This window comes from Polaromonas sp. AET17H-212 (assembly GCF_002379085.1).
In the GTDB taxonomy this organism is placed as follows: Bacteria; Pseudomonadota; Gammaproteobacteria; order Burkholderiales; family Burkholderiaceae_C; genus Polaromonas.
The window spans coordinates 1-26,577 of record NZ_NBZW01000041.1; the positions used below are offsets into that span (position 1 = coordinate 1).

Sequence of the window (26,577 nt, forward strand, 5' to 3'; positions counted from 1 at the left end):
GGTCAAAGGGGGGCAGGGGGAGCAGGGGGGCACCCGGATCGCTGTCTTCGTCGTCAGCGTCCATGGCGTCGTCTTCGGCCTGGGCCCAGAAGAGACGGTCAGGCACGATATTGCCCATGCCGGGATGGAAGCCGGCGTCCAGGCTGTGGTCGAGGTAGGTCAGGGCTTCGGCTGTGGCGGCCTGCAGGTTGTGGCCGTTGGCCAGCAGCGCCGTCAGGGCAGCCGTCAGCGTGTCGCCGGCGCCGGCAAACACAGCCTCGAAACGCTCGAATTTTTCGCTGTAGAGAATGGCCTGTGGCGTGGCCAGCACGTTGTCAATGAACTGGTCGGGCAGGGGCACGCCGGTCACCAGCGTGTACGGCACCCCGAACTCGGAAGCGGCCTTGGCGATATCACGAGCCGACGGGCTCTTGTCACCGGTCCAGTCCGGCAGCAGCCAGCGCCACAGGCTGCTGTGGTTGCCCACCAGCACCGTGGTTTGCGGCAGCATCAGTTCACGGAAGGCGTCGAGGTAGCTGTCGATCGCTTCTTCTTCCCACCATGACAGGTTGGGCATGTAGGCAATCAGCGGCACATCGGCATAGTCCGACGCAATTTCAGCGATCGCGCTGATGGTTTCAGGGCTTCCGACAAAACCGACCTTGATGGCGGCGACCGGCATGTCTTCCAGCGCCGTGCGGGCCTGCTCGGTGACCGCCTCGTCATCAAAGGAAACATGATCGAAAATTTCGGCCGTATCACGCACATAGGCCCCGGTGACGACCGCCAGCGCATGGGCGCCGGCGGACGTGATGGCGCTGATGTCCGCCGTCAGGCCGCCAGCGCCGCTGGGGTCATTGGCGTTGAAGCTCATCACGCAAGCGGGAGAGGTGTCGCTGTCCTCTGTTTCCATTTGCGGGGTATCCAGAGGAGTGGGGGTGGGGTTTGCCATAGGGCTGGAATTTTGCCTCGTAAGCGAATAAGCAACGCCGCCTCGATACAATTGTTGCATTCTATTCGAAGGCAACTTAAGCTGTGACTCAATCAATGACCTGGATGTGTTTAATTTGTGGGTGGATTTATGACGAGGCAACCGGCGCGCCGGAACACGGCATAGCGGCGGGCACGCCCTGGGCCCAAGTGCCGATGAACTGGACCTGCCCTGAATGCGGTGCGCGCAAGGAAGACTTCGAAATGGTTCAAATCTGAACGGCCGCGCCAGGTGTCTAAACAAAAACGCGCAGTGGGCGGTGCCGGGCCGGCGGCGCGGTTCAAGGAGCACAGTCAGTGAGTATTACCAGTTCGGGTCTCAAGGTCTTGGTCATCGACGACAGCAACACGATCCGGCGCAGCGCGGAGATCTTCCTGAAGCAGGGCGGTCATGAGGTCCTGCTGGCCGAGGATGGTTTTGACGCGCTCTCCAAAGTCAGCGACTACCTGCCCGACCTGATCTTCTGCGACATCCTGATGCCTCGTCTCGACGGTTATCAGACCTGCGCCATCATCAAGCGCAACCCGAAATTTTCCAATGTGCCGATTGTGATGCTGTCTTCCAAGGACGGTGTTTTCGACAAGGCAAGAGGCAGGATGGTCGGCTCGCAAGACTACCTGACCAAACCATTTACCAAAGACCAGTTGCTGCACACCGTTCAGGAACTGGGTAGCGCAAAACAAGGAGTAGCGTGATGGCGATTAAAAAGATTCTGATTGTGGATGACTCTAAAACGGAGTTGATGTTCATGACCGACCTGTTGGGCAAAAAAGGTTTTGCCGTGAAAACCGCCGAGAACGCGGAAGACGCCTTTCGTCGGCTGGCCGAGGAAAAGCCCGACCTGATCCTGATGGACGTGGTGATGCCTGGGCAAAATGGTTTCCAGCTGACGCGCGCCATTACCCGGGACCCGCTGTACGCAGACGTGCCCATCATCATGTGTACCAGCAAAAATCAGGAAACCGACCGCGTCTGGGGCATGCGCCAGGGCGCCAAGGACTACATCACCAAACCGGTGGATGCCGACGACCTGATGGCCAAAATCAAGGCGCTGGGCTGATCCCGCACCGATCCCGCTAAAGCATGGCCAACCGACAAGCACTTAGAGAACTGCAAAGCCGTCTCGCCGACAGGCTGAAGGCGGCCAAGACCCAGGGTGTTTCGGCGTCCTGGCTGGCCGTTGAGGCAGGGGGCGGAAAGTACCTCTTCCCCCTGAATCAGTCCGGAGAAATCTTTCCCTGGGTCAGTGCCCAGAATGTGCCCTACACGCAAGCCTGGTTTGCCGGGGTGGCCAATCTGCGTGGCGGCCTCTACGGTGTGGTGGATCTGGCGAGTTTTGTGACCGGAAAAATGCCACCGGCGCGCAGTGAACTGGCGCGCACCGAGTCGCGGCTGGTGGCGCTCAACAGCGCTCTGGAGATCAATTGTGCCTTGCAGATCGACAAGCTGGCCGGCCTGCGCAACCCGGAAGCGTTCATGGACTTTGCCGAAAGATCGCCGGACGCACCGGAGTTTTTCGGCCACAGCTATGTGGATTCGAACGGTGTGCATTGGCAGGAAATCAACCTGCAGTTGCTGGCGCAGCAAGCCCATTTTTTGACCATCAGCGCCTAGCGCTATCACGTTTTTCCCGGAAGGCTCACCATGTCTGTTGTCGAAAATATTCAGAAGCTGTTCAAAACAAAATCTGCGCCGCCCGAGGACAGCATGGATGGCGTCTCTCTGGACATGTCGGTGGATCCCTTGGCAACGGGGGCCATGGACGCTTCGGGAGGTTCGGCCACCATGGCGCGCCTGGGCGACGGCGACGGTCCTGAAAGCCAGTCCGCCGAGGACCTTGCAGCAAATGTCGAAACGCTGGCCTTGCCGGTCCTGGGCCGACGGCCCATGGGCGAGCACCAGCGGATCCTGGTGATCTTGCTTGCTTTTGCGGTCGTGGTGCTCGGTTCCGTGACTTTTGTTGCACTGAACCAGGCGGACAGGGTCGCGCAGCAGGTGGCCGCCACCGGGCAGTCACTGATGCAGTCGCAGCGGCTCGCGAAGTCCGTGTCCCAAGCGCTGGTGGGCAGTGCCCAGGCTTTCCCGGACGTGCGTGAAAGTTCGGACGTGCTGGCCAAAACCGTGCGCGGCCTGAGGTCGGGCGATGAGTCCCTGCGCCTGGAACCGGTCGCGGCACCGCTACAGCCAGATGTCGACACCGTGACGCCGCTCATGGAACGTGCGGAAAAAAATGCTTCTACGGTGATGGCGCAGCAGAAAATTCTGACCCAGGTGGGTAACGCGCTGCGTACCATCAATCGTCAATCATCGGACCTGCTGGAAATCGCTGAAACGGTGTCTTCCCTCAAGCTCCAGCAGAACGCGGCGCCCGCAGAAATTTCTGCAGCCGGCCAGCTGGTGATGTTGACCCAGCGTATCGGTAAATCCGCCAACGAATTCCTGACAATGGAGGGCGTAAGTCCCGAAGCCGTGTTCCTGCTGGGCAAGGATTTGAACTCGTTCAAGGAAATTGCACAGGGCCTGCAGGAGGGCAGCCCCGAGCTCCGCCTGGCGGGTTCCAAGGACCCGCAGACCCGCGAACGGCTGGAGGCGCTGATGGCGCTGTATGAGCAGACCCGCGTGCAGGCCGGTGCGATTCTGGGCAACTTGCAGGGCCTGGTGTCGGCTCGTGAGGCCCAGGCGTCAATCATTGCCGACAGCGAGCCTCTGCGCCGGGGTCTGGAAGACATCCAGGGCAAGCTGTCGTCACAAACCGGTTTGGGTGTCGGCGCGCTGGCGACGCTGGCTGCTGCTGCTGCGTTTGCACTGCTTTGCGCGGCAGGCCTGACCCGTTTGCAGGTGCTGGACAGCCAGCAGCGACAGGGTGTTGCGGAAAATCAGCGACTGGAAGCCAAAGGCATGGAGCAGGACGCCAAGCGTGTCAATGACGCCAACCAGGCCGCCATTTTGCGATTGATGAACGAGTTGCAGACCGTGGCTGAAGGTGACTTGACCCAGGAAGCGACGGTGACCGAAGACATCACCGGCGCCATTGCTGACTCGGTGAACTACACGGTGGAAGAGTTGCGCCAGCTGGTCGGTAACGTGCAGAACACGGCGACCCGGGTGGCGCAAACCACGGCCCAGGTGGAAAGCACCTCGACCGAGCTGTTGGCAGCGTCCACCGAGCAACTGCGGGAAATTCGCGAAACCGGCCAGTCGGTGCTCGACATGGCGACCCGAATCAACCAGGTGTCCACCCAGGCCCAGGAATCTTCCCAGGTGGCGCGTCAATCGCTGACCGCCGCCGAATCGGGTTTGCAGGCGGTGCAAAACGCCATTGGCGGCATGAACTCCATCCGCGACCAGATCCAGGAAACCTCCAAGCGGATCAAGCGACTCGGTGAGTCGTCCCAGGAGATTGGCGAGATCACCGAACTGATTTCGGACATTACCGAACAGACCAACGTGCTGGCGCTCAACGCGGCCATTCAGGCCGCGTCCGCTGGTGAAGCCGGCCGCGGATTCTCGGTGGTTGCCGAGGAGGTGCAGCGACTGGCTGAGCGTTCCGCAGATGCCACGCGCCAGATTTCTGCACTGGTGAAAGCCATTCAGACCGACACCCAGGATGCAGTGGCCGCCATGGAGCGCTCCACGCAGGGTGTGGTCGAAGGGGCCAAGCTGTCGGACAGCGCCGGTACCGCACTGTCCGAGATTGACCTGGTGTCACGCCGGCTGGCTGACCTGATTGAGCAGATTTCGAACTCGGCTTCCAGGGAGGCGGAATCGGCCAACGTGGTGGCCGGCAACATCCAGCACATTTTTGCGGTGACCGAGCAAACCGGAGAAGGCACGCGATCCACGGCGCAGCAGGTGCGGGATTTGTCCCGCATGGCCGAAGAACTCAGGCAGTCCGTCTCGCGATTCAAGATCGCCTGACGCATCGCTGATGTTTCCCTGTCCGTGACCTCCGATTTCTGAACCGGCCTGCCACCTATGCAATTGAATGCTCCGAATTCATCTCCTGCCGAACTCGACCTGGCCGTGAATGATCTGGGTCCATTGGCGTGGGTGCTGGACGAACTTCGAAAATCCCTGGACGGCGCTGCCAAGGCCCTGAAGCGGTTTGTGCGTGACGCCGAATTGGCACGGGGCTCCGACCTCGCGGCCCTTGACGCCAGCCAGTTGCGTATCGCACGTCAGCAGTTGCACCAGGCCGTGGGTGCGCTGGAGATGGTTGGATTGGGTGCCCCCGCGCTGTTACTGCGCGCGATGGAGGCCGCCGTGCAGCGGTTTGTCCAGCGGCCGGAGCAATGTAGTCAGGAGGCGGCGGCCAAGGTCGAACAGGCCAGTTTCGCCCTGACCGAGTACCTCGAAGGGGTGCTGGCCGACAAGCCGGTGTCTGCCGTCTCGCTGTTCCCCCAGTACCGTGATGTTCAGGGGTTGGTCGGTGCGGACCGCATCCATCCGGCCGATCTCTGGATGTACGAATGGCGCTGGATGGACCCGGCGCTGGCGGTCACCGTTCATCCGGTCGCTTACGATGATGCGTCGAGGCAGTCGCTGGACCAGCTGGTCCTGAAAATCATGCGCACGGGCGACCCGCAGGCCGCACAGAGCTTCAGGGACATGTGCCTGGGATTTGCCCAAGCCGAGTCCGCAGGTGAGCCCCGGGCTTTCTGGAAAATCGCAGCCGGTTATTTTGAAGCGCTGGCCCATGGTCTGCTGAAGGTGGATCTCTACGTCAAACGCGCCGCGTCGCGCGTGCTTCTCCAATATGCATCCTTTGCCAAGGGCGGCACCGACGCGTCGGACCGGCTGGCCCAGGATCTGCTGTTTTTTTGCTCGCAGGCTGTGGCGGCCCGTGCCACCGATGCGCCTGTGCTGTCGGCCATTCGCGCCAGTTACGGTCTGGCCCAGGTCAAGCCGGTGGACTATGAAGCGGTCCAGTTCGGTCGTTTCGACCCTGCGCTGCTCGCCCAGGCCCGCAAACGGATTGTTTCGGCCAAGGAAACCTGGTCCTCGCTGACGGCGGGGGACGTGAGCAAGTTCAAGACGCTGGCTGACCAGTTCAGTCTGGTGACCGACTCCCTGGTCAAGTTGCATCCGCCCAGTGAGCCGTTGGCCACTGCGCTGTCGCAGGTGATTGACGCGACGGTTCGCTCCGGGCAGGCGCCTCCCATCGAGCTGGCGCTTGAGGTGGCTACGGCCGTGCTCTACCTCGAGGCCGCTTTTGAGGACCTGGATCCCGCCGATCCGCAACTGGCCATCCGGACGGCCCGTCTGGCCCAGCGGCTCGACAGCGCGCGAAGTGGTGCCCAGGCGCAGCCGCTTGAGTCCTGGATGGAAGAGCTGTACCGGCGCGTCAGCGACAAACAAACCATGGGCAGTGTTGTCGGCGAACTGCGCATTTCGCTGGGCGAGCTTGAAAAATCGCTGGATGTGTTCTTCCGCAACCCCCAGGAAAAAACGGCTCTTGCCGCGGTTCCCGGCCAGCTCTCGCAGATGCGCGGTGTGTTGTCCGTGCTGGGGCTGGATCAGGCCGCTCAGGCGGTACTGCGCATGCGCGAGAGTGTCGAGCAGATGCTGGTGACAGAGGGGGACGATCAGCTGGCGCGTTCTTCCGGAGCCTTCGAGCAGCTGGGCAACAATCTGGGTGCATTGAGCTTTTTGATTGACATGCTCAACTACCAGCCGACCCTGGCAAAAAAGCTTTTTGTATACGACGATGTCAAGGGCGAACTCAAACCCCTGATGGGGCGTATTCACACCGCGCAGGATGCCGCCGCGGCGGTAACGGTCAACAGCGAGTTGTCCCAGGAAGTGCTGTCCGTTGTTCAGGATGCCCAGGCAGGCGATTCTGCAGAGAGTCTGAGCGTCAAGCTCGATGTTCTGGCAACCCACGCGGCGCTGGCTGACCAGCCTGCGCTGGCCCAGACTGCACGGGATGCTGCCCTGGCCGTTGGGCAAGGCCCGCAGACCAATGCCGGCTCTCTCACCAGTCTGGTGGCGGCTGCCGCGCCGGCTACTGCGCCCGAAGCCGCGGCCACCGGCACCGACGATTTCGAGGAAGACGACTTGCGCGACATCTTCCTGGAGGAAGCGCGCGAAGTGGCCGGCCATGCGCAGGCTGCGCTTGCCGCCCTGGCCGCTGAGCCGGGAGACATCGGCGAGCTGACCATATTGCGCCGGGCTTTCCATACGCTCAAGGGCAGCTCCCGCATGGTCGGGCTCAACGAATTTGGTGAAGCCGCCTGGGCCATGGAGCAAATGCTCAATGGCTGGCTGGCCGAGCAGAAGCCTTCAAGTGAAGAGTTCCGGACATTGTGCGTGCAGGCCATGGACGGGTTTGCTGCCTGGATCGAGGATATCGCCTCCAACCGCGAGACGCCGTGGACGTCCTCCGCATTTCGTGCCGGTGCCGATGCGATGCGGGAGCAGGGGCGTTTCAGCCCGATCCAGCAGCCTGCTGTGCCGCAGGCGCCTGCTGCAGCGAGTGTCGCTTCTCCTGTTGCGCAAGGGCAGGACCTGGCCTCGTCGCCAGGGGTGCAGGTGACGGATCTGGACTTCGATTTCGTGATGGATCTGGAGCCCGCCGCGCCTGTCGCGGAGGCGCCTGCCGCAACGGATATACAGGGTATCGACTTTGACAGCCTGGCGGCCTTGTCGGGACCCGTTGCAGACCTGCCGAGCGCAGCGCAGGCTGCTCCTTCAGAAATCGTGTTTGAGCTGGACTTCGCTGATCCGGCGCCGGCTGAACAGGCCGAACCGCTGGAATTGTCGGCCAGTGATTTTGACGTGCATTTTCTGGGTCAGCCTGCCGTGGAGGAGGAGCCTGTTCGGGCTTCAGCGGCCCTGCCCGAATCGGCGGTGGCAGGTGAGGTGGATGATTTTGTCTTTGCGGTGCCGGAGCACCGTGAGATCCCGTCCGCAGCGTCTGCGCGGGAAGAGGCGCCGACTGCATCCTTCGAGAATTCTTCCGACGACGCGTTATCCGGCGAAACGGCTGGGGATGAACAGATCAAGGTGATCGGGTCGTTGCGTATTGGCATTCCGCTCTACAACGTGTACCTCAATGAAGCTGACGAATGGTCACGCCGGCTGGTCACCGAGGTCACGGAATGGACGATGGAGCGCGACCGCCCCATTGGCGACTCCACGCTGGCGCTCACCCATTCGCTGGCAGGCAGTTCGGCGACGGTTGGATTCGAGGCCCTGTCTGAAATGGCACGCGCGCTGGAAAACGCCTTGCAGCAGACGCAAAGCCAGCATGGGAAAAGCAGCGGCAGGCACAACCAGCTGTTCATTGATGCAGCGGAAGACATCCGACGCCTGCTGCATCAGTTCGCCGCCGGCTTTCTCAAGCAGCCGGACCCCGGGATTCTTCAGGCATTGCGGGCAATTGATTTTGACGATGAAGCCAGTGAGGCTTCCATGGTCATCGCCAGCCCGGAGGCTGCTGAAAGTCCCGCGGCATTGCAGGAAGCAGAGTCTGCAGCGGCCCCTCCGGCAGCGCCAGTGTCGTCTGCCGGCGTTCCGCTGACGGGCACGGTCATTCCTGCACAGGAACGCTCCCTCTCGGTGACCGTCAAGGTCATGCCCGCTGCCCCTGTTGCCACTGTGCCCGCGGCGGTGCCGGTGGCACCTGCCTTCCCTGCGGTTGTGCCTGTTGCCGCGGCTGCGTCGTTTGCGTCCGCAGCGTTCAGTGAAGACATGGATGATGAGATCGACGCGGTCGACGCGATTGATCCGGACCTGTTTCCGATTTTCGAAGAAGAAGGTGCCGAGTTGATGCCGCAACTGGGCGGCGCCCTGCGGCAATGGTCGGCCCGTCCCGACAACCACGGCGCGCGCAACGAAGTGTTGCGGTCCCTGCACACCCTCAAGGGCAGTGCCCGTCTCGCGGGTGCCATGCGGCTGGGCGAGATGGCCCACCGCATCGAGTCGGATATCGAGCATATGGGCTCCGATGCCGCCGCCTCGCAGGATTTTGATTCGCTGCTGACCACTTTTGACGCGATGCAGGCCAATTTTGAGGCCCTGCGCCACCCGGGCGAGACGGCTCAGGCGTTGGAAGCACTGGCACCACTTTCCCCTGCCACCGAAGCGGCGGGTGCTCCGGTACCGGATGCCCAGGAGACGGCCGGGACGTCGCCGTCCTTGCCCGCCGTTTCCGCCGAGCCGGGTTCACGCAAAGTCATGATGTCCATGGCCCAGGCCACCGCACTGCAACCTTTGCGTCAGGCGGCCTCGGGCTCGATACGCGTACGTTCCCAGCTGCTGGACCGCATGGTCAACCAGGCCGGTGAGGTGATGATCACACGGTCGCGTCTGGAAGCTGAGTTGAACCAGTTGCGCGGCTCGCTCAACGACTTGAGCGGCAACTTGAACCGCCTGCGTGCGCAGCTGCGCGACGTGGAAATGCATTCTGAAACACAGATGCAGTCGCGCCTGCAGCAGGCCAAGGAAGCGCAGCTCGGCTTTGACCCGCTGGAGTTCGACCGTTTTACGCGCGTGCAGGAGCTGACCCGCATGATGGCCGAGTCGGTCAACGACGTGGCGACCGTGCAGCGCACCTTGCAGCGCACGGTGGAGGCGACCGAGGATGACCTGATCGCCCAGGCGCGCCAGACGCGCGAATTGCAGCGCGATCTGCTGCGCACCCGCATGGTGGAGTTTGAGGGTATTTCCGAGCGCCTGTACCGCGTGGTGCGCCAGGCCTCGAAGGAAACCGGCAAGCAGGTCCGGCTGGACTTGCAGGGCGGCACGATCGAGATGGACCGCGGCATGCTGGACCGCATGACGCCGGCGTTCGAACACCTGCTGCGCAACTGCGTGGCCCACGGCATTGAAGACATGCAGACCCGCACCGACGCGGGCAAGGACCCCAGTGGCCTGATCACCGTGAGCCTGCAGCAGTCGGGCAATGACGTGTCGGTCGAATTCCGCGATGACGGCGCCGGCCTCAACCTGGCGCGTATCCGGGAGAAGGCGATTGCCTCTGGCCTGCTGGCTCCGGGCCAGCAGATCGGTGACGATGAGGCGGCCAACATGATTTTCATGCCGGGCTTCAGTACGGCGTCGCACGTGACCGAGCTTTCCGGCCGGGGTATCGGCATGGACGTGGTGCGCTCCGAGGTCAACGCCCTGGGCGGCCGGATTGAAACCAGCACCGTTGCCGGCAAGGGAACCAACTTCAAGCTGGTGCTGCCCCTGACCACGGCGGTGACGCAGGTGGTGATGTTGCGCGCTGGCGGCTCTTCTGTCGGTGTGCCCGCGAACGTGGTCGAAACCGTGCGCCGGATTTCGGCCAAGGATTTGCAGCAGGCCTACAACAGCGGCGTGCTCGATGTCGCTGGCGAAGCGGTTCCGTTTTTCTGGTCAGGTGCCTTGCTGCAGGCCTCCCGCATGAGCAGCGAGCCCCAGGGCAAAACCGCTCCGGTGGTCATTTTCCGAAGTGCCGCGCAGCGGCTGGCCCTGCACGTTGACGAGGTGCTAGGCAACCAGGAGGTGGTGGTCAAAAACCTGGGCCCACAGCTTTCACGCCTGCCGGGTCTGGCGGGCATGTCGGTGCTGGCCTCGGGCGCCGTTGTCCTGATCTACAACCCCGTCGCACTCGCATCGGTTTACGGGCAGCAGGCGCGCGCCTGGAGCTCCGACAGTGCCGAGCCGCACATGCTCGAGCAATCGGGCGCTGCTGACGGGCGCGGTTTGTCTGTTTCCTCGCCTGTCCCGGCGGCGCCGCAGATTCCGCTGATCCTGGTGGTGGACGATTCGATCACGGTGCGGCGCGTGACCCAGCGCCTGCTGCAGCGTGAGGGTTATCGGGTCTCCATGGCTGCCGACGGTTTGCAGGCGCTGGAACGCCTGCAGGAGGAGCGTCCCACGGTGGTTCTGTCCGACATTGAAATGCCGCGCATGGACGGATTTGACCTGGCGCGCAACATCCGCGGCGATGTCCATCTGAGCGATTTGCCGATCATCATGATCACCTCGCGCATTGCCGAGAAGCACCGCGAACACGCCAAGGAACTCGGGGTCGACCATTACCTGGGCAAACCTTATGCCGAAGACGAGTTGCTCAGCCTGATTCGCCACTATTGCAGCGCAGAAGCCGCAGTTTCATAAAGAAATTGGCGTCCAGCCCATGCTGGACAAGCGCTTCCAGCTATAAAAAAAGGAGCGACTATTCGGTCGCTGTTTTTTTGACAGGGGCGTAGCGATGCAGGGTCAGCGCCCGCGCCTCTTCATGCTGCACGACGGGAAGCGGGTAGTTTTCTCCCAGCCGGACAGCGGCGGCGGCCAGCGCCGCGGGCCTGGCCAGCCAGGGGCGGTGCAGGTCCGCGCCGGTCAGTGCGGCCAGCTGCGGCAGGTACTTGCGGATGAACTTCCCGTCGGCGTCGAACTTCTCGCTCTGGCTGGTCGGGTTGAAGATGCGAAAGTAGGGCTGCGCGTCGCAGCCGCTGCTGGCGGCCCATTGCCAGCCGCCATTGTTGGCCGACAAGTCGAAGTCGTTGAGGTGTTCGGCGAAATACCTTTCGCCCCAGCGCCAGTCAATGCCCAGGTCTTTCACCAGGAAACTGGCGGTGACCATGCGCAGGCGATTGTGCATGTAGCCGGTCTGGTTGATCTGGGCCATGGCCGCATCAACCAGCGGGTAGCCGGTCCGGCCTTCACACCAGGCCCGAAACAAGGCCTCGGCAGCGGGTCCCTGTTCCCACGCGATGGCATCGTACGCGGGCTTGAAGGAACGCTCGGCCACATGCGGGAAATTGCTCAGGATCTGCGCATAAAAATCGCGCCAGATCAGCTCGCTGAGCCAGACCGCGGCACCCGGGCTGCCCTGCGCCTGCAGGCGCAGGGCGGTCCCCGCCAGCCGGCGGATGGAGACCGTGCCAAAACGCAGGTGCACCCCCAGATAACTCGGCCCCTTGACCGCAGGAAAGTCACGCGTGGCGTGGTAGTGATCGATACGCGCCATGAAGTCGTCAAGCAGCTGCGAGCCGCCGAGGCTGCCTGTGGGAATCTTCAGTTCAGCGAGGTTGGTCGGTGCAAAACCGATGTCTTCCAGCGCGGGCACGCAGGTGCGGCAGTCCGCCGGCAGGGGGGCCAGAGCGGCACCGTGGTTCTGCACCGGGTAGGGCCGGAGGTAAAAGTCGTCGACCTTCCTGAGCCAGGCATTTTTGTAGGGCGTGAAAACGCTGTACGGTGTGCCGCCCAGGGTCAGCACTTCCCGGCGTTCGAAGATCACATGGTCCTTGAAGCTGTGAAACGCCTTGCCGCCCTCCGCCAGCGCCCCGCTGACCCGCGCGTCGCGTGCCAGCGACGGGGGCTCGTCATCGTGGCTGGCAAAAACGGCTTCGGCCGACAGCTTCTGTGTCAGCGCCGGCACGAGCTCGTCCGCCCGGCCATGCTGCACGATCAGTCCGGCTTGGGATAGGCCATGTTGGCGGCCCAGCTCCGCCAACTGCCTGTCCAGGTCCGCCAGCGACTCGCGGATGAAGGCCACGCGGCGGTCCGCACGCGGCAGGGCGTCCAGAATGGCCCGGTCAAACACGAAAAGGCAAAAGACCTGGCGGCAGGCCTTGAGGGCGTGGTACAGGGCCGCGTTGTCGTCAACACGCAGGTCGCGTCTGAACCACATCAGGCCGGTGGCGTATTGTTTATTCATGTTCCGGGACCCATGAGGGATGTGGCGGATGTTGCAGGGATGGCGCGCGGAGATGGCGCAACAGGGCGGTGGTTTTTCTTCCAGCGCACACCGGCAGCGCGTAAAATTGCGTCATGGCACTGGATTCTGCACCGATCAACTTGACCCATCACTTCCTGATTGCGATGCCCGGGCTGGATGATGAGGCTTTCGCAAGAAGCGTCGTCTACATGTGCGAGCACAGCGATCGCGGCGCGCTGGGCCTGGTGATCAACAAGCCCAGCGACATCAGCCTCCAGGGCCTGTTCGACAAGGTGGCCTTGCCTCTGGGGCGCGACGATCTGACCAAGTCCCTCGTGTTTCAGGGCGGGCCGGTGCAGACCGAGCGTGGTTTTGTACTCCATGAATGCATGCTCGAAGGCAGAGAAACGGTGTACGCATCGACCATGACCATCCCCGGTGGGCTGGAGATGACCACCTCCAAGGATGTGCTGGAAGCCCTCTCCACAGGCGCCGGGCCCCGCAAGGTGTTTGTCTCCCTGGGGTATTCGGCTTGGGGCGAAGGGCAGCTGGAATCCGAAATTTCCGACAACAGCTGGCTCACCGTGGAGGCGGACCTGTCGTTGATTTTCGATACGCCGGTCGAGCAGCGTTACGACAAGGCGCTGATGCTGCTGGGCCTGCAGAGCTGGATGCTGTCGCCCGAGGCAGGGCACGCATGAGTGCAGCGGCTCCGCCTGCCATGGCCGCCAACCTGCAAACATTTCTGGCTTTCGATTTTGGTGTCAAACGCACCGGTGTCGCCACCGGCAACCGGCTGACGCGCACGGCGACACCGCAGGGCAGCATCGCCGCCGAGGGTGACGCCCGTTTCACGGCGATCGCCCTGAAAATCCGGGAGTGGCAACCCGACGCGCTGGTGGTGGGTATTCCTTTCCATCCCGATGGCGCCAGCCACGACAACACCGCCCGCGCCCGGAAGTTTGCCCGCCAGTTGCGCGGGCGGTTCGGCCTGCAGGTGTTCGAGGTCGACGAACGTTACAGCACCACCGAAGCGTTGTCGCAGGGGGCGCCTGACGCGGACGCGGCGTCTGCCTGCATAATCCTCGAGCAGTTTTTAAGGAGCTTTTCATGACCAGCCTGACCCTGGACGCCGAGGCGTTGTACCGCGAAGTCCTGCGCGGCATGCAGCAGTTGCTGGCGACCTATGACCGCCCGCCGCGGCTGGTGGGCGTGGCTTCCGGCGGCGTCTGGCTGGCCGAACGCCTGCGCGCTGACCTGGGGCTGGTCGACGACATCGGTACCTTGTCCTCGGCGATGCACCGTGACGACTTCTCCCAGCGCGGCCTGTCGGCCAGCGGCCAGACCGTGCTGCCTTTTGATGTCAACGGCGCCCACCTCATCGTGCTCGACGATGTGCTCTACACCGGGCGCACCATTCGCGCCATTCTCAACGAGCTGTTTGATTACGGCCGGCCGGCCAGCGTCAAGCTGGTGGTGCTGGTGGACCGGGGTGACCGGGAATTGCCGATACAGGCCGACTTTGCGGCTGCCCGGGTGGCCCTGCCGGCATCCCAGTCGCTGGCACTGGCGCGCAGCGACGACGGCCGGTTCAGTTTCCAGGTGCAGGGGGTGACACCGTGACCACCCGCGCCGACGGTTTTCCTGCCTGCATTCCTGCCGTCCTGCGAAAGGCCTGACTGTGTTGTACCGACGAAACCCGCAGCTCAACAAGAATGGGGAGCTGATTCACCTGCTGTCCATTGAAGGGCTGCCCAAAGCCACGCTGACCCACATCCTCGATACCGCTGCCAGTTTTGTCAGTGTCAGCGACCGCGAGGTCAAAAAGGTCCCGCTGCTGCGCGGCAAGAGTGTCTTCAATCTCTTCTTTGAAAACTCCACCCGCACCCGTACGACCTTCGAGATCGCGGCGACGCGGCTGTCTGCCGATGTGATCAACCTCGACATTGCGCGCTCGTCGGCCTCCAAAGGCGAGTCACTGCTCGACACGATTTCCAACCTGAGTGCGATGGCGGCCGACCTGTTTGTGGTGCGCCACGGCGAATCGGGCGCGCCTTACCTGATCGCGCAGCATGTCGCACCGCACGTGCATGTGATCAACGCCGGCGACGGCCGCCATGCCCACCCGACGCAGGGGCTGCTGGACATGTACACCATCCGCCACTACAAGAAGGACTTCAGCAACCTGACCGTGGCGATCGTCGGCGACGTGCTGCACTCGCGCGTGGCCCGCTCCGACATCCATGCACTGACCACGCTGGGTTGCCCCGAGGTACGGGTGGTGGGCCCGAAAACCCTGGTGCCTGCCGACATGGCGCAAATGGGGGTGCGCGTCTGCAACACCCTGGAGGAGGGCATCAAGGGGGCCGACGTGATCATCATGCTCAGGCTGCAGAACGAACGCATGTCCGGCGCCCTGTTGCCCAGCAGCCATGAATTTTTCAAAAGCTTCGGCCTGACCAACGACAAGCTCAGGCATGCCCAACCCGATGCCATCGTGATGCACCCCGGCCCGATCAACCGCGGCGTCGAAATCGATTCCGCCGTGGTGGATGGCGCTCAAAGCGTGATCCTGCCGCAGGTCACTTTCGGCATCGCCGTGCGCATGGCGGTGATGAGCATTGTTGCCGGGAACGAAGCATGAAGATCCTCATTAAAAACGGCCGCGTCATTGACCCGGCTTCCGGCCTCGACGAAGTGGGCGATGTGGCGATTGCCGCCGGGCGCATCGTCTCGCTCAAAGGTGCGCTGGCCGACTTCGCGCCGAACCGGACCATTGATGCCACCGGCTGCATCGTGGCGCCTGGCCTGGTGGACCTGTCGGCGCGCCTGCGCGAACCGGGTTATGAGCATGAAGGCATGCTCGAAAGCGAACTGGCGGCGGCCGTCGCCGGCGGCGTCACCAGCCTGGTGTGCCCGCCCGACACCGACCCGGTGCTCGACGAGCCCGGGCTGGTCGAGATGCTCAAGTTCCGTGCGGAAAAGCTGCACCAGTCGCGCGTGTTTCCGCTGGGCGCGTTGACGCGGGCCCTGCAGGGGGAAGCGTTGACGGAAATGGTTGAACTGACGGAGGCCGGCTGTGTCGGCTTCAGCCAGGCGGAGGTGCCGCTGGCCAACACCCAGGTCTTGCTGCGCGCCCTGCAATATGCCGCCAGCTTCGGCTACACCGTCTGGCTGCGTCCGCAGGACAGCTGGCTGGGCGGAGGCGTGGCCGCCAGCGGTGCGCTGGCGACCCGGCTGGGCCTGAGCGGTGTGCCGGTGGCGGCCGAAACCATTGCGCTGCACACGCTGTTCGAGCTGATGCGTGCCACGGGCGCGCGAGTGCATGTCTGCCGCATCAGCAGCGCGGCCGGCGTGGCCTTGCTGGCCCAGGCCAAGGCCGACGGCCTGGCGGTGACGGCCGATGTGAGCATCAACAGCCTGCACCTGACGGACACCGATATTGGGTACTTTGACAGCCGCATGCGCCTGAACCCGCCGCTGCGCCAGCAGCGTGACCGCGATGCCTTGCGCCAGGCGCTGGCCGACGGCGTCATCGACGCGCTGGTGTCCGACCACACCCCGGTGGAGGCCGACGCCAAGACCCTGCCTTTTGCCGAGGCGGAGCCGGGTGCCACCGGGCTGGAACTGTTGCTGGGCCTGGCCTGCAAATGGGGCACGGACAGCGGTGTGGGCCTGTCCCGCGCGCTGGCGGTGCTGACCAGCGCGCCGGCCCGCGTCCTGGGCGGCGCACTGGGGACCTTTCAGGCCAGTGCCGGGCAACTGGTCAAGGGTGGCGTGGCCGATCTCTGTGTGTTCAACGCGCAGGCCGAATGGACGGTGCAGCCCGACACCTTGCGCAGCCAGGGCAAACACACGCCGTTTTCCGGCTACCAGCTGCCGGCCCGTGTGTGCTGGACGCTGGTGGGCGGGCAAGTCGCGTACGAGGCCTGAACGGCATGCAGGCCGTCTGGCGCCTGTTGCGCGCCCTGGCGCATATTGCGGTTGGCCTCTGGACCATCCTGACGCTGTTTCCCCGGCTCGGGCAGCCGGCAAAAGAAGCCCGGGTCCAGGTCTGGGCCCTGGCCATGTTGAAGATCGTTGGCATCGAGCTGCTTGTCAGGGGTTCACCGGTGGCGGAGGGGCCGGCCCTCCTGGTGGCCAACCACCTGTCCTGGCTGGACATCGTGGTACTGCATGCCTCGCGTTACTGCCGTTTTGTTTCCAAGTCGGATATCAAGCACTGGCCGCTGGTCGGTACGCTGGCGGGCGGAGCTGGCACCCTGTACATCGAGCGGGAGTCCAGGCGGGATGCCCACCGCGTGGTGCACCACATGACCCGGCAGCTTCAACTCGGGGACGTGCTCGCCGTGTTCCCCGAAGGAACGACGGGCGACAGCACGCGCCTCAAGCCCTTTCATGCCAACCTGCTGCAGGCGGCGATTGCGGCGGACGCCCCGGTGCAGCCGGTGGCCCTGCGCTTTGTGGATGCCGAGACGGGGCAGACCTGTTTTGCGCCGCGTTACATCGACGACGACTCGATTTTCGTGTCGATCTGGGAGACCCTGAATGTGCGCCGTCTTCGCGCCGAGGTCACTTTCGGGGAACTCCAGCCCTGCCAGGGTCGGGACCGGCGCACCTGGGCGGCCGATCTGCAGCGGGACGTGGAGCGCCTGCTGCGCGAGGGGCCTTAACTCTCAGAGGTGGCGGCGGGCGCGTGTTCGTCGCGCTGGAAGGTCACGACGTGGTCGACTTCGGCGCGTATGCCAATCCATTCGCCGAGCGCATGGTTGTGGTGTGACGGCACATGCGCCATCACGGTTTCGCCGGTTTGCAGCTGCAGGGTGTAGAGAAACTCCGAGCCGCGAAAAGCCTTGCGCAGGATTTGCGCCTTCACCGGGGCCGCATCGTCGTGCACGATGTCGTCGGCGCGCAGCAGCACGTCGCAGATGCCGTCGGGGTAGGCGCTGGGCAGGGGGCACTCCAGCATATCGCTGAGGTCCCCCAGTGCCGTGTGGACCACCACGTTGTGGTCCCGCTGTGTCAGCTGGGCGTGGGTGAACACGCCGTGGCCAATGAACTCGGCCACAAAACGGGTCGCGGGCCGGTGGTACAGCTCGTAGGCCTCATCCCACTGGTGCAGCTGGCCTTCATGCATGACACCGATGCGGTCGCCGATGGCAAAGGCTTCGAGCTGGTCGTGGGTGACAAACAGTGCCGTCGCGCCGGCCAGCTTCAGGATGCCGCGCACCTCATGCGCCAGGCGCTCGCGCAGATCCACGTCCAGGTTGGAAAAAGGCTCATCCAGCAACAGCAGGCGCGGCCGGGGGGCCAGCGCGCGCGCCAGCGCGACGCGTTGCTGCTGCCCGCCTGACAATTCATGCGGGTAACGTTTCTGGGCCTTGCCCAGACCGACCATGTCCAGCACTTCGCTGACGCGCTGCTGGCGCTCGGCCGGTTTCAGGTGCGTCAACCCGAAGGCGACGTTGTGACCCACGTCAAGGTGCGGGAACAGGGCGTAGTCCTGAAACACCATGCCGATACGCCGCTGTTCCGCAGGCACATGTTGCTTGCCGCTGCTGACGATTTCCTGTGCCAGCGAGATGCTGCCCGCCTGGGCCTGCTCCAGGCCGGCAACGGCCCGCAACAGGGTGGTTTTCCCGCAGCCGGAAGGCCCGATCAGTACGCCGATTTCCCCGGTGCGCAGTCCCAGGGACACGCCGCCGACGGCCGGGCTGGAGCGGCCCGCGTAATGCACCACCAGGTTGGAAAGTTCCAGGAACATGGGTCCAATTGTAGATGCTTACAATTCTCATTTGCACTCGCCTGATGCACGGCCCGCCGCCTGCGTCAGGTATCCGCCATGCGGCGTGAGCAGAGGCTTTTTTTCGGGACCCCATGCTTCGTCGCTTTCTTTCATCCGTGCCCCTGTTCCTGCTGATGGCGGTACTCACGTTGCCGGTGCTGGCGGTAATGCTGTCGTGGTTTGAACTCGACAGCCAGTCCCTGCCCATCCTGCGGGAGATGCTGCAAACCGTCCTGCCGGAATACGCCTTCACGTCCGTGCTGTTGTGTCTGTCCGTGGCGGGCGGCGTTGCGCTGATCGGCATGGGCACGGCCTGTGCGGTGACGCTGTTCGAATTCCCGGGGCGGCGGTTTTTTGCCTGGGCGCTGCTTCTGCCACTGGCCATGCCGGCCTATGTGGTGGCCTACGCCTACACCGACTTCCTGCAATACGCCGGGCCCCTGCAAAGCTGGCTGCGCGCGAGCTTTGGCTGGCAAGGGCGTCTGCTGCCGGAAATACGCAGCCTGGGCGGTGCGGTGCTGGTTTTCACGGTCACGCTGTACCCCTATGTCTATCTGCTGGCCCGCACCGCGTTGTCCGAACGGGCGGTGCATCTGATGGAAGCCGCCCGCCTGCTTGGCGCGCCGCTGCAGCGCCGCATTCGGGAGGTGGCTTTGCCGCTGGCCCGTCCTGCCGTGGCGGCCGGTGTGGCGCTGGCCTTGATGGAGACGCTGGCGGACTTCGGCGTGTCCAGCTATTTCGGGATCCAGACCTTCACCGCCGGCATCTACAAGGCCTGGCTGGCGATGGACAACCGGCTGGCGGCTGCGCAACTGGCGACGGTCTTGTTGCTGGTGGTGGCCGTGCTGCTGAGAATCGAGCACCATGCGCAAAAACGCATGCGTTTTGCCGGCAGCCGCGGGGGCCGCGCCGGGGCTGCCGACGCTGCACCCACCTCCTTGCACGGCCTGCGGGCGGGTTTGGCGTGGGCTTTGTGCGCGCTGCCCATCACACTCGGGTTTGTCCTGCCCGTGCTGTTCATGCTGCGTCCTCTGGTGGCCGGCTGGAGCGAGTTGCCGTGGACACAGTTTGTGCGCTGGTCCCTCAACAGCGTGAGCCTGGCCGGCTTGAGCGCTGTGCTGGCCACCGCTGTGGCGCTGGGCCTGAGCTTCGCGCTGCGCCGCCAGCCCCACTGGCTGACACGTTTCGCTGCGCAACTGGCGAGCCTGGGTTATGCCGTGCCCGGCGCCGTGATCGTGGTGGGCCTGCTGCTGCCCGTGGGCTGGCTGCAGGCCGTGGCCCCGCAAACCTCCGCGGGTTACTGGATCACGGGGACGGCGCTGGGCATTGTCTGGGCTTACCTCGTGCGTTTCACCGCCGTGGCGCTGCAGTCCGTGCAAAGCGGCTACTCGCGCATACCGGCCAGTTTCGACGACAGCGCGCGCATGTTGGGCACCACCGGTGCCGCCCTGATGGCCAGGGTGCACTGGCCGCTGCTCAAACGCTCCGTCGGGGCGGCTGCGCTGCTGGTGTTTGTCGATGTGATGAAGGAGTTGCCGGCCACGCTGGTGCTGCGTCCCTTCAACAGCGACACGCTGGCCGTGGTGACCTACCAGCTCGCCCGCGACGAACGCCTGGGCGAGGCAGCGTTGCCGGCCCTGGTGCTGGTGCTGGTCGGGCTGTTTCCGGTGCTGCTGCTGGGCCGCTCCCTGCGCGCGCGTTAGACCGTCTGCGTCTTTGACACTCACCCGTTCAGCCTGGGGTGTAGGCAGGCACCTACGCCCATCGCCCGCGTGTGCCTACCCGATCCCGCCGACAGCACTTTTACAGTGAATTTTCCTGTCGCAGGCCAAGCTGCCGCGCGACACCCATTCATCAAAGGAGCCACCATGAACCAGGATCGTATTGAGGGGAACTGGACGCAGTTCAAGGGCAAGGTCAAAGAGCAGTGGGGCAAGCTCACCGACGACGACCTCGACATCATTGCCGGCAAGCGCGACCAGTTGCTGGGCCGGATCCAGGAGCGGCACGGCATTGCCGAGGACGAGGCTGAAAAACAGCTGGAAGCCTTTCAGGAACGCAATCCGACCGGGTTTTTTGAGCGTTATTGACGTCAGGGCGTGCCGGCCGGTCTTCGGTCCGCGAGCCTCCAGAAAAATACATCATTTCATCGAAAAGGAAATTGCCATGAAATCCAAACTGATCATGCTCACGCTCGCTGTCTCCTGTGCCTTCGCCGGCAACGCCATGGCACTGACCAAGGACGAATACAAAGCGCAGAAAGAACGCGTGGAGGCTGACTACAAGGCCAGTCGCGACAAATGCAAGACCCTGACGGCCAACGCCAGGGATATCTGCCAGGCCGAAGCCAAGGGCGCGGAAAAAGTCGCCAAGGCGCAACTCGAAGCCCAGTACAAACCCAGCCCCGGCCACGATCAGAAAGTGGCAGAGGCCAAGGCCGATGCCGCTTACGACATCGCCAAGGAAAAGTGTGATGACCTGAAAGGCAATGCGAAGGATGTCTGCGTGAAGGACGCCAAAGCCGCCCGCACGACAGCCAAGGCCGATGCCAAGGTCAGCAAGGTCAGCGCCGAGGCCAACAAGGACAAGGCCGGCGCCGTGGCCGATGCCAAAAAAGACGCAAGGGCTGACAAAAATGACGCCCAGTACAAGGCGGCCAAGGAGCGTTGCGATGCCATGACAGGCAATGCCAAGGATGCCTGCGAAGCCGATGCCAAGGCTAAATTCGGCGTGAAATAAGCCGGACCAACGGGATTTTTTCCCCGGCGCCAGACCCCCGGCCTGCCCCGCAGGACCGGGGGTTTGTGTTCGTGTTGTTCAAGAAATCGACCTCTGACCCTTGCTGAATGGACGCAGGCAGCTCCGTTTTTTGTAGCAATTGGACGATGGCCGGACGCACAACGGGTGTCTGGCGTGGCCAGCAGGTGCCAGCGCAGGAACTGCTTAAAATCAGGACATCCAAGGACAAACGCATGCACATCGACAAAGAGCTAGACACCCGCGGCCTGAACTGCCCCCTGCCTATCCTGAAGGCCAAAAAGGCCCTGGCCGAGATGAGCAGCGGTCAGCTGCTCCGGGTGGTTTCGACCGATCCCGGCTCGACGCGCGACTTCATGGCGTTTGCCAAACAAACCGGTAACGAGCTGGTGGAGCAGCAGGCCGAGGGCGGCGACTTCACCCACGTGCTCAAGCGCCGCTGAATATCAGTGAATCGCAGTCAACCGCTCAATGCGGTTTTCTGCGTTCCTGGCCTGACCAGCCGATTTGCAGGTTTTCCAGATAGTTTCTGAAATGGGCGCCTACTTCCGGGTGCTGCAGGGCCAGTTCGACCGTGGCCTCGAGGAAACCTTCCTTGCTGCCGCAGTCATACCGTTTGCCGGCGTATTGAAAAGCGTAGACGCTTTCTTCGCCCATCAGGCTGGCAATGCCGTCAGTCAACTGAATCTCTCCACCGACGCCGGTGGGCTGGCTGCGTATGTGCCTGAACACGGCGGGCGTCAGGATGTAGCGTCCCGCCACCCCCATGCGTGAGGGCGCCGCTTCCGGCGCCGGCTTCTCCACCATCTTGATGACTTTCATCAGGCCATCGACCACAGGCTCGGTCGCCACGATGCCGTAGCGCCGGGTGTGCTCCAGCGGCACCTCCTGCACCGCCAGAATCGATTGCTGGACCTGCTCGAAGCGGGCGGCCATCTGGGCCAGGACGGCCGGCTCGCCGACCATCAGGTCATCGGCCAGCAGCACCGCAAAAGGTTCGTCACCAACCAGGTGTTCCGCGCACAGCACCGCATGGCCCAAACCCAGCGAGCGCGGCTGGCGCACATAGGAAAAATCCATGTCGCCAGGGTTCATCGAGCGGACGATTTCCAGCAAATGGTGCTTCTTGGCGGCTTCAAGTTCGGTCTCAAGTTCGTAGGCGGTGTCGAAATGGTCTTCGATGGCCCGCTTATTGCGTCCAGTGACAAAAATCATGTGGCGTATGCCGGCCGCATAGGCTTCCTCGACCGCGTACTGGATCAGCGGCTTGTCCACAACCGGCAGCATTTCCTTGGGCTGGGCTTTGGTGGCGGGCAAAAACCGCGTTCCCAAGCCTGCAACGGGGAAAACCGCCTTTTTTAAAGTTGTGATTTTTTTCATTTACTTGGCTGGGGAATGGAACTAGAGTGTTGCGTTACTGACACAGGGTCAGAAGCATGACGAAAGAGAATAACAGCAACAGGACGCCGCGTGGACATCTTACTTCTTGATGCATTGGTTCCCGAAGCCATGGCCTGGCTCGAAACCCGGCATGGCGTGCAATACCGTCCTGAACTCGCCGACGACATGGTTTCGCTGCGCAAGGCCGCTTACAAGAGCCGGGGCATCGTGTTCCCGCGTCAGACGGTGGTGACCCGTGGGTTTCTTGACTTCATGCCGAAACTCAAGGCCGTCGGCCGCCTCCACGTGGGCACCGACAACACCGACCTGGAGGCCTGCAAGGAACGCGGCATCAAGGTCATTCATGCCAGCAGCGCCAATGTGCGCTCCAACGCCGAGTACCTGCTGAGCAGCCTGTTGCTGCTGTACCGGCGTGGTGTGGTGTCGGCCCTGATGGGACGGCGCCACCCCAGCACCCAGATGGGCCGCGAGTTGCACGGCAGCACGGTGGCCATCCTCGGGCTGGCGCCAACGGCGCACACGTTGGCAGGCATGCTCACGGGCCTGGGCGTGCGGCTGATCGGTTATGACCCCGCTGTTCACCATACCGCGCCGATCTGGGAGCGTTTGCGCATCCAGCCGGTGACCCTGACCGAACTGGTCAGCCAGGCGGATGCAGTGTCGGTCCAGATGCTTTATGCCGAGCGCTTCCGCAGCTTTGTCAACGAGAAGCTGCTGGCTGCCTGCAAGCACGGCCAGTTGTGGGTGGGCATCAGCCGCAGCGCACTGTTTGACGAAAACGCGCTGGCCGCCGCCTTGTGTGATGGCCGCATCGAGGCCTGTATTCTGGACGGCGCCGAGGGCAATTTCACCGGTGTCGGCTCACCCGTGCTGGGACTGAAGAACCTGTTCATCACGCCCCGCCTGGGGTCCCATACGCGTGAAGCGCGCCTGCGCTCCAGTTGGTATATGGCGCACCGCATGCATGAAGCCATCACGGCCGGACAACCGCGCAGCCCGGATTCCGTGCCCAGCGCGCCCATGGACTTCGAGTTGCCAGGCGCCGTGTCGTCTTCGCAGTGGTCTGAACCGGAATTCGAGGCCCGCTAGAACGGCCAAACCCCGGAGTTCAGCCGAGACGCACCCGCTGCTCGCGAAGTTTTTCCAGCGTCGCGGTGAAGTCCGTCAGCCGCTTGCGCTCCTGCTCCAGCACGGCCGGCGGCACCTTGGCCACAAAGGCCTCGTTGGCGAGTTTGGCCTGGACCTTGACCAGTTCGCCTTCGAGGCGGGTGATCTCCTTGCCGATGCGCGCCTTCTCGGCTGCAACATCCACCTCCATGTGCAGGCAGACTTTCGCCTCACCCACCACCGCCACCGGCGCGGCCTGCGCCGCCGCAGCCCAATCGGTTTCGCTTTCAAACACCCTGACTTCGCTGAGCTTGGCCAGCGCCTTGATCACCGGCGCGGACTGGCGCATGAAGGCGGTGTCGCCGACCACAAAGAGCGGCAACCGCGCAGCAGGGGACACCTTCATCTCGCCGCGCAGGTTGCGGCAGGCATCGACCAGGGTTTTGAGCTTGGCCACGTGCGCCTCAGCCAGCGCATCGATCTTGCCGGGCTGGCTTTGCGGGTAGGCGGCCTGGCCGATGTATGCGCCCTTTTTCAGGCCAGCCACCGGGGCGACCTTTTGCCAGAGCTCCTCGGTGATGAAGGGAATCACCGGGTGCGCCAGCCGCAGGATGGCTTCCAGCGTGCGGATCAGCGTGCGGCGGGTGGCACGTTGCTCGGCTGGCGTGCCGTTCTGGATCTGGACCTTGGCGATCTCCAGGTACCAGTCGCAGAACTCGTCCCAGACAAACTGGTAAATGCTGCCGGCCACGTTGTCCAGGCGGTACTCGGCAAAACCTTTGGCCACGTCGGCTTCCACGCGTTGCAGCGTCGAGGCAATCCAGCGGTCGGCCTGCGAGAACGTCAGGTAGTTGTGGAACTCGGCGCCCGGAGCACATTGCTCTTTCGTGTGTTCCGCCAGGCCGCAGTCCTGGCCTTCGCAGTTCATCAGCGTGAAACGCGTGGCGTTCCAGAGCTTGTTGCAGAAGTTGCGGTAGCCCTCGCAGCGCTTGCTGTCGAAGTTGATGCTGCGGCCCAGGCTGGCCAGCGAGGCAAAGGTGAAACGCAGCGCGTCCGCGCCGTAGGCCGGGATGCCTGCCGGGAATTCCTTCTCGGTGTTCTTGCGCACCTGCGGCGCAGTCTCGGGCTTGCGCAGGCCTTGCGAACGTTTGTCCAGCAGCGGCGCCAGCTCGATGCCGTCGATCAGGTCCACCGGGTCCAGCACATTGCCTTCGGACTTGCTCATTTTCCTGCCTTGTGCATCTTTCACCAGACCATGGATGTAGACGTGGTGGAAGGGCACCTGGCCGGTGAAGTGGGTGGTCATCATGATCATCCGGGCGACCCAGAAGAAGATGATGTCGTAACCGGTGACCAGCACGCTGGACGGCAGGAACAGGTCGAGTTCCTTGGTTTTTTCGGGCCAACCCAGCGAGGAAAAAGGCACCAGCGCCGAGGAGTACCAGGTGTCGAGCACGTCTTCATCCCGGCGCAGGGTCTTGCCCGGTGCCTGCGCTTGTGCCGCGGCTTCGTTCTCGGCGACATAGACCTTGCCGTCCTCGTCGTACCAGGCGGGAATCTGGTGGCCCCACCAGAGCTGGCGCGAGATGCACCAGTCCTGGATGTTGCCCATCCACTGGTTGTAGGTGTTGACCCATTGCTCGGGCACAAACTTGACGGCGCCGCTGTCCACCGCATCAATGGCTTTTTGCGCAATCGACTTGCCGGTGGGGTCTTGCGGGCTGATCTTGTTGACCGCAACAAACCACTGGTCGGTCAACATCGGCTCGATGACCTGGCCGGTGCGCGCGCACCGCGGCACCATGAGTTTGTGTTTCTTGACTTCGACCAGATGGCCCAGCGCTTCGAGGTCGGCGACCACCTGTTTGCGCGCCACGAAGCGGTCCATGCCACGGTATTTTTCGGGTGCGTTGTCATTGATGGCCGCGTCCAGCGTCAGCACACCGATGATGGGCAACTGGTGGCGCTGGCCGACCGCATAGTCGTTGGCATCATGCGCCGGCGTGACCTTGACGACGCCGGTACCGAATTCCTTGTCGACGTAGTCATCCGCGATGACCGGGATGTCGCGGTTGCACAGCGGCAGCTTCACGCTTTTGCCGATCAGGTGCTGGTAGCGTTCATCTTCAGGGTGCACCATCAAGGCCACGTCGCCCAGCATGGTTTCCGGCCGGGTCGTCGCCACGGTTAGCGAACCCGAGCCGTCGGCCAGCGGGTAGGAGATGTACCAGAGGAAGCCGTCTTCCTCTTCGCTTTCGACTTCCAGGTCGGAGACGGCAGATTTCAGGATGGGGTCCCAGTTGACCAGGCGTTTGCCGCGGTAGATCAGGCCCTGCTCGTACAACTGCACAAAGGTCGAGGTGACCACCTTGGACATCTTCGGGTCCATGGTGAAGTACTCGTGTTTCCAGGACACCGAGTCGCCCATGCGGCGCATCTGGCGCGTGATGGTGGTGCCGGACTCTTCCTTCCACTCCCAGACTTTTTCGGCAAACTTCTCGCGGCCCAGGTCATGGCGGCTTTGACCTTCGGCCTGCAGCTTGCGTTCGACGACGATTTGCGTGGCGATGCCGGCATGGTCGGTGCCCGGCACCCACAGCGTGTTGTCGCCCTTCATGCGGTGGTACCGCGCCAGCGAGTCCATGATGGTCTGGTTGAAAGCGTGGCCCATGTGCAGGGTGCCGGTCACATTGGGCGGCGGCAGCTGGATGGAAAACGAAGGTTTGGCCGCGTCCAGTGTCGGCTCGTACATGCCGCTGCCTTCCCAGAGCGGGGCCCACTGGCGTTCAATCGCCGCGGGCTCGAACGACTTGGCCAGGCTGTCCAGGCCCGGCGTGGGCACGGTCACCCGGGGCGTTGGGGTGTCGGCAGGAGCGGGGCTGGCGGGCGTGGGGGTGGCAGAGGCGG

General features: G+C 63.4%; 22 protein-coding genes. 17 read left to right on the forward strand and 5 right to left on the reverse strand.

Features of this window, described 5'->3' with window-relative positions; all coding sequences use genetic code 11:
* The coding region (gene thiD, locus B7G53_RS20735) for a bifunctional hydroxymethylpyrimidine kinase/phosphomethylpyrimidine kinase (protein ID WP_441339011.1) at window positions 1-892 on the reverse strand (892 nt) is incomplete at its 3' end.
* Between the two features lie 122 nt (window positions 893-1,014).
* Here thiD and B7G53_RS20740 point away from each other — a divergent pair.
* From B7G53_RS20740 to B7G53_RS20765, 6 genes are all read left to right on the forward strand, one after another.
* On the forward strand, window positions 1,015-1,188 hold the full coding sequence (locus tag B7G53_RS20740) for a rubredoxin (protein WP_096671274.1): 174 nt from the start codon (window positions 1,015-1,017) through the stop codon (window positions 1,186-1,188).
* A gap of 78 nt (window positions 1,189-1,266) precedes the next feature.
* Window positions 1,267-1,665, forward strand: a complete 399-nt coding sequence (locus B7G53_RS20745; protein WP_096671276.1) for a response regulator — start codon at window positions 1,267-1,269, stop codon at window positions 1,663-1,665.
* Window positions 1,665-2,030 (forward strand): response regulator transcription factor, encoded by a 366-nt coding sequence (locus B7G53_RS20750; RefSeq protein WP_096671278.1) that lies wholly within the window; start codon window positions 1,665-1,667, stop codon window positions 2,028-2,030. The genes B7G53_RS20745 and B7G53_RS20750 overlap by 1 nt, the downstream gene beginning before the upstream one ends.
* Before the next feature lie 23 nt (window positions 2,031-2,053).
* Window positions 2,054-2,584 (forward strand): chemotaxis protein CheW, encoded by a 531-nt coding sequence (locus B7G53_RS20755; RefSeq protein ID WP_096671280.1) that lies wholly within the window; start codon window positions 2,054-2,056, stop codon window positions 2,582-2,584.
* Window positions 2,585-2,614: 30 nt separating this feature from the next.
* Complete coding sequence (locus B7G53_RS20760; protein ID WP_096671282.1) at window positions 2,615-4,888, forward strand: methyl-accepting chemotaxis protein; 2,274 nt, start codon at window positions 2,615-2,617, stop codon at window positions 4,886-4,888.
* A gap of 57 nt (window positions 4,889-4,945) precedes the next feature.
* A complete protein-coding gene (locus B7G53_RS20765) occupies window positions 4,946-11,077 on the forward strand; it encodes a hybrid sensor histidine kinase/response regulator (RefSeq protein ID WP_096671284.1) in 6,132 nt (2,043 codons plus the stop codon).
* Window positions 11,078-11,135: 58 nt separating this feature from the next.
* On the opposite strand, the gene B7G53_RS20770 is transcribed toward B7G53_RS20765, so the two are convergent.
* Window positions 11,136-12,620, reverse strand: a complete 1,485-nt coding sequence (locus B7G53_RS20770; protein WP_096671286.1) for a cryptochrome/photolyase family protein — start codon at window positions 12,618-12,620, stop codon at window positions 11,136-11,138.
* A 113-nt stretch (window positions 12,621-12,733) separates the two neighbouring features.
* Here B7G53_RS20770 and B7G53_RS20775 point away from each other — a divergent pair, with 113 nt between their 5' ends.
* From B7G53_RS20775 to B7G53_RS20800, 6 genes are read left to right on the forward strand one after another with little or no spacing between them, the layout of a single operon-like run.
* Window positions 12,734-13,321 (forward strand): YqgE/AlgH family protein, encoded by a 588-nt coding sequence (locus tag B7G53_RS20775; protein ID WP_096671288.1) that lies wholly within the window; start codon window positions 12,734-12,736, stop codon window positions 13,319-13,321.
* Entirely contained in the window at window positions 13,318-13,734 is a 417-nt protein-coding gene (gene ruvX / locus B7G53_RS20780; protein WP_096671290.1) for a Holliday junction resolvase RuvX, read from the forward strand. Before B7G53_RS20775 ends, ruvX begins: the two co-directional genes overlap by 4 nt.
* Window positions 13,731-14,243 carry a bifunctional pyr operon transcriptional regulator/uracil phosphoribosyltransferase PyrR gene (pyrR, locus tag B7G53_RS20785; protein WP_096671293.1) on the forward strand — a complete coding sequence of 171 codons (513 nt, stop codon included), beginning with the start codon at window positions 13,731-13,733 and terminating at the stop codon, window positions 14,241-14,243. The genes ruvX and pyrR overlap by 4 nt, the downstream gene beginning before the upstream one ends.
* Before the next feature lie 58 nt (window positions 14,244-14,301).
* Window positions 14,302-15,264, forward strand: coding sequence for an aspartate carbamoyltransferase catalytic subunit (locus tag B7G53_RS20790; RefSeq protein ID WP_096671295.1), 963 nt, complete (start codon window positions 14,302-14,304; stop codon window positions 15,262-15,264).
* Complete coding sequence (locus B7G53_RS20795; RefSeq protein ID WP_096671297.1) at window positions 15,261-16,553, forward strand: dihydroorotase; 1,293 nt, start codon at window positions 15,261-15,263, stop codon at window positions 16,551-16,553. The genes B7G53_RS20790 and B7G53_RS20795 overlap by 4 nt, the downstream gene beginning before the upstream one ends.
* A 5-nt stretch (window positions 16,554-16,558) precedes the next feature.
* Entirely contained in the window at window positions 16,559-17,293 is a 735-nt protein-coding gene (locus B7G53_RS20800; RefSeq protein WP_096671299.1) for a lysophospholipid acyltransferase family protein, read from the forward strand.
* Here the strand turns inward: B7G53_RS20800 and B7G53_RS20805 are convergent.
* Complete coding sequence (locus B7G53_RS20805; protein WP_096671301.1) at window positions 17,290-18,384, reverse strand: ABC transporter ATP-binding protein; 1,095 nt, start codon at window positions 18,382-18,384, stop codon at window positions 17,290-17,292. The two genes, B7G53_RS20800 and B7G53_RS20805, sit on opposite strands and share 4 nt — an antisense overlap.
* 113 nt (window positions 18,385-18,497) lie before the next feature.
* On the opposite strand from B7G53_RS20805, the gene B7G53_RS20810 reads away from it, so the two are divergent.
* From B7G53_RS20810 to B7G53_RS20825, 4 genes are all read left to right on the forward strand, one after another.
* On the forward strand, window positions 18,498-20,108 hold the full coding sequence (locus B7G53_RS20810) for an ABC transporter permease (RefSeq protein WP_096671303.1): 1,611 nt from the start codon (window positions 18,498-18,500) through the stop codon (window positions 20,106-20,108).
* Window positions 20,109-20,273: 165 nt separating this feature from the next.
* Window positions 20,274-20,495, forward strand: a complete 222-nt coding sequence (locus B7G53_RS20815; RefSeq protein WP_096671305.1) for a CsbD family protein — start codon at window positions 20,274-20,276, stop codon at window positions 20,493-20,495.
* Window positions 20,496-20,571: 76 nt separating this feature from the next.
* Window positions 20,572-21,144, forward strand: a complete 573-nt coding sequence (locus B7G53_RS20820) for a hypothetical protein (RefSeq protein WP_096671307.1) — start codon at window positions 20,572-20,574, stop codon at window positions 21,142-21,144.
* 233 nt (window positions 21,145-21,377) lie between these two features.
* Window positions 21,378-21,605 carry a sulfurtransferase TusA family protein gene (locus tag B7G53_RS20825; protein WP_096671316.1) on the forward strand — a complete coding sequence of 76 codons (228 nt, stop codon included), beginning with the start codon at window positions 21,378-21,380 and terminating at the stop codon, window positions 21,603-21,605.
* Window positions 21,606-21,630: 25 nt separating this feature from the next.
* Here B7G53_RS20825 and galU read toward each other — a convergent pair whose 3' ends face one another.
* Complete coding sequence (gene galU / locus B7G53_RS20830; protein ID WP_096671309.1) at window positions 21,631-22,542, reverse strand: UTP--glucose-1-phosphate uridylyltransferase GalU; 912 nt, start codon at window positions 22,540-22,542, stop codon at window positions 21,631-21,633.
* 90 nt (window positions 22,543-22,632) lie between these two features.
* On the opposite strand from galU, the gene B7G53_RS20835 reads away from it, so the two are divergent.
* Window positions 22,633-23,652 (forward strand): NAD(P)-dependent oxidoreductase, encoded by a 1,020-nt coding sequence (locus B7G53_RS20835; RefSeq protein WP_096671311.1) that lies wholly within the window; start codon window positions 22,633-22,635, stop codon window positions 23,650-23,652.
* A gap of 19 nt (window positions 23,653-23,671) precedes the next feature.
* Here B7G53_RS20835 and B7G53_RS20840 read toward each other — a convergent pair whose 3' ends face one another.
* Window positions 23,672-26,518 carry a valine--tRNA ligase gene (locus B7G53_RS20840; protein WP_096671313.1) on the reverse strand — a complete coding sequence of 949 codons (2,847 nt, stop codon included), beginning with the start codon at window positions 26,516-26,518 and terminating at the stop codon, window positions 23,672-23,674.
* Window positions 26,519-26,577 lie beyond the last annotated feature (59 nt).

What these genes read in the sequence shown, in the direction of transcription:
- B7G53_RS20770 (WP_096671286.1), bottom strand. Translation starts at nt 12,620, where the DNA reads ATGAATAAACAATACGCCACCGGCCTGATGTGGTTCAGACGCGACCTG.
- B7G53_RS20820 (WP_096671307.1), top strand. Translation starts at nt 20,572, where the DNA reads ATGAAATCCAAACTGATCATGCTCACGCTCGCTGTCTCCTGTGCCTTC.
- B7G53_RS20825 (WP_096671316.1), top strand. Translation starts at nt 21,378, where the DNA reads ATGCACATCGACAAAGAGCTAGACACCCGCGGCCTGAACTGCCCCCTG.
- B7G53_RS20760 (WP_096671282.1), top strand. Translation starts at nt 2,615, where the DNA reads ATGTCTGTTGTCGAAAATATTCAGAAGCTGTTCAAAACAAAATCTGCG.
- B7G53_RS20815 (WP_096671305.1), top strand. Translation starts at nt 20,274, where the DNA reads ATGAACCAGGATCGTATTGAGGGGAACTGGACGCAGTTCAAGGGCAAG.
- galU (WP_096671309.1), bottom strand. Translation starts at nt 22,542, where the DNA reads ATGAAAAAAATCACAACTTTAAAAAAGGCGGTTTTCCCCGTTGCAGGC.
- B7G53_RS20805 (WP_096671301.1), bottom strand. Translation starts at nt 18,384, where the DNA reads ATGTTCCTGGAACTTTCCAACCTGGTGGTGCATTACGCGGGCCGCTCC.
- B7G53_RS20795 (WP_096671297.1), top strand. Translation starts at nt 15,261, where the DNA reads ATGAAGATCCTCATTAAAAACGGCCGCGTCATTGACCCGGCTTCCGGC.
- B7G53_RS20800 (WP_096671299.1), top strand. Translation starts at nt 16,559, where the DNA reads ATGCAGGCCGTCTGGCGCCTGTTGCGCGCCCTGGCGCATATTGCGGTT.
- B7G53_RS20775 (WP_096671288.1), top strand. Translation starts at nt 12,734, where the DNA reads ATGGCACTGGATTCTGCACCGATCAACTTGACCCATCACTTCCTGATT.
- pyrR (WP_096671293.1), top strand. Translation starts at nt 13,731, where the DNA reads ATGACCAGCCTGACCCTGGACGCCGAGGCGTTGTACCGCGAAGTCCTG.
- B7G53_RS20810 (WP_096671303.1), top strand. Translation starts at nt 18,498, where the DNA reads ATGCTTCGTCGCTTTCTTTCATCCGTGCCCCTGTTCCTGCTGATGGCG.
- ruvX (WP_096671290.1), top strand. Translation starts at nt 13,318, where the DNA reads ATGAGTGCAGCGGCTCCGCCTGCCATGGCCGCCAACCTGCAAACATTT.
- B7G53_RS20765 (WP_096671284.1), top strand. Translation starts at nt 4,946, where the DNA reads ATGCAATTGAATGCTCCGAATTCATCTCCTGCCGAACTCGACCTGGCC.
- B7G53_RS20755 (WP_096671280.1), top strand. Translation starts at nt 2,054, where the DNA reads ATGGCCAACCGACAAGCACTTAGAGAACTGCAAAGCCGTCTCGCCGAC.
- B7G53_RS20750 (WP_096671278.1), top strand. Translation starts at nt 1,665, where the DNA reads ATGGCGATTAAAAAGATTCTGATTGTGGATGACTCTAAAACGGAGTTG.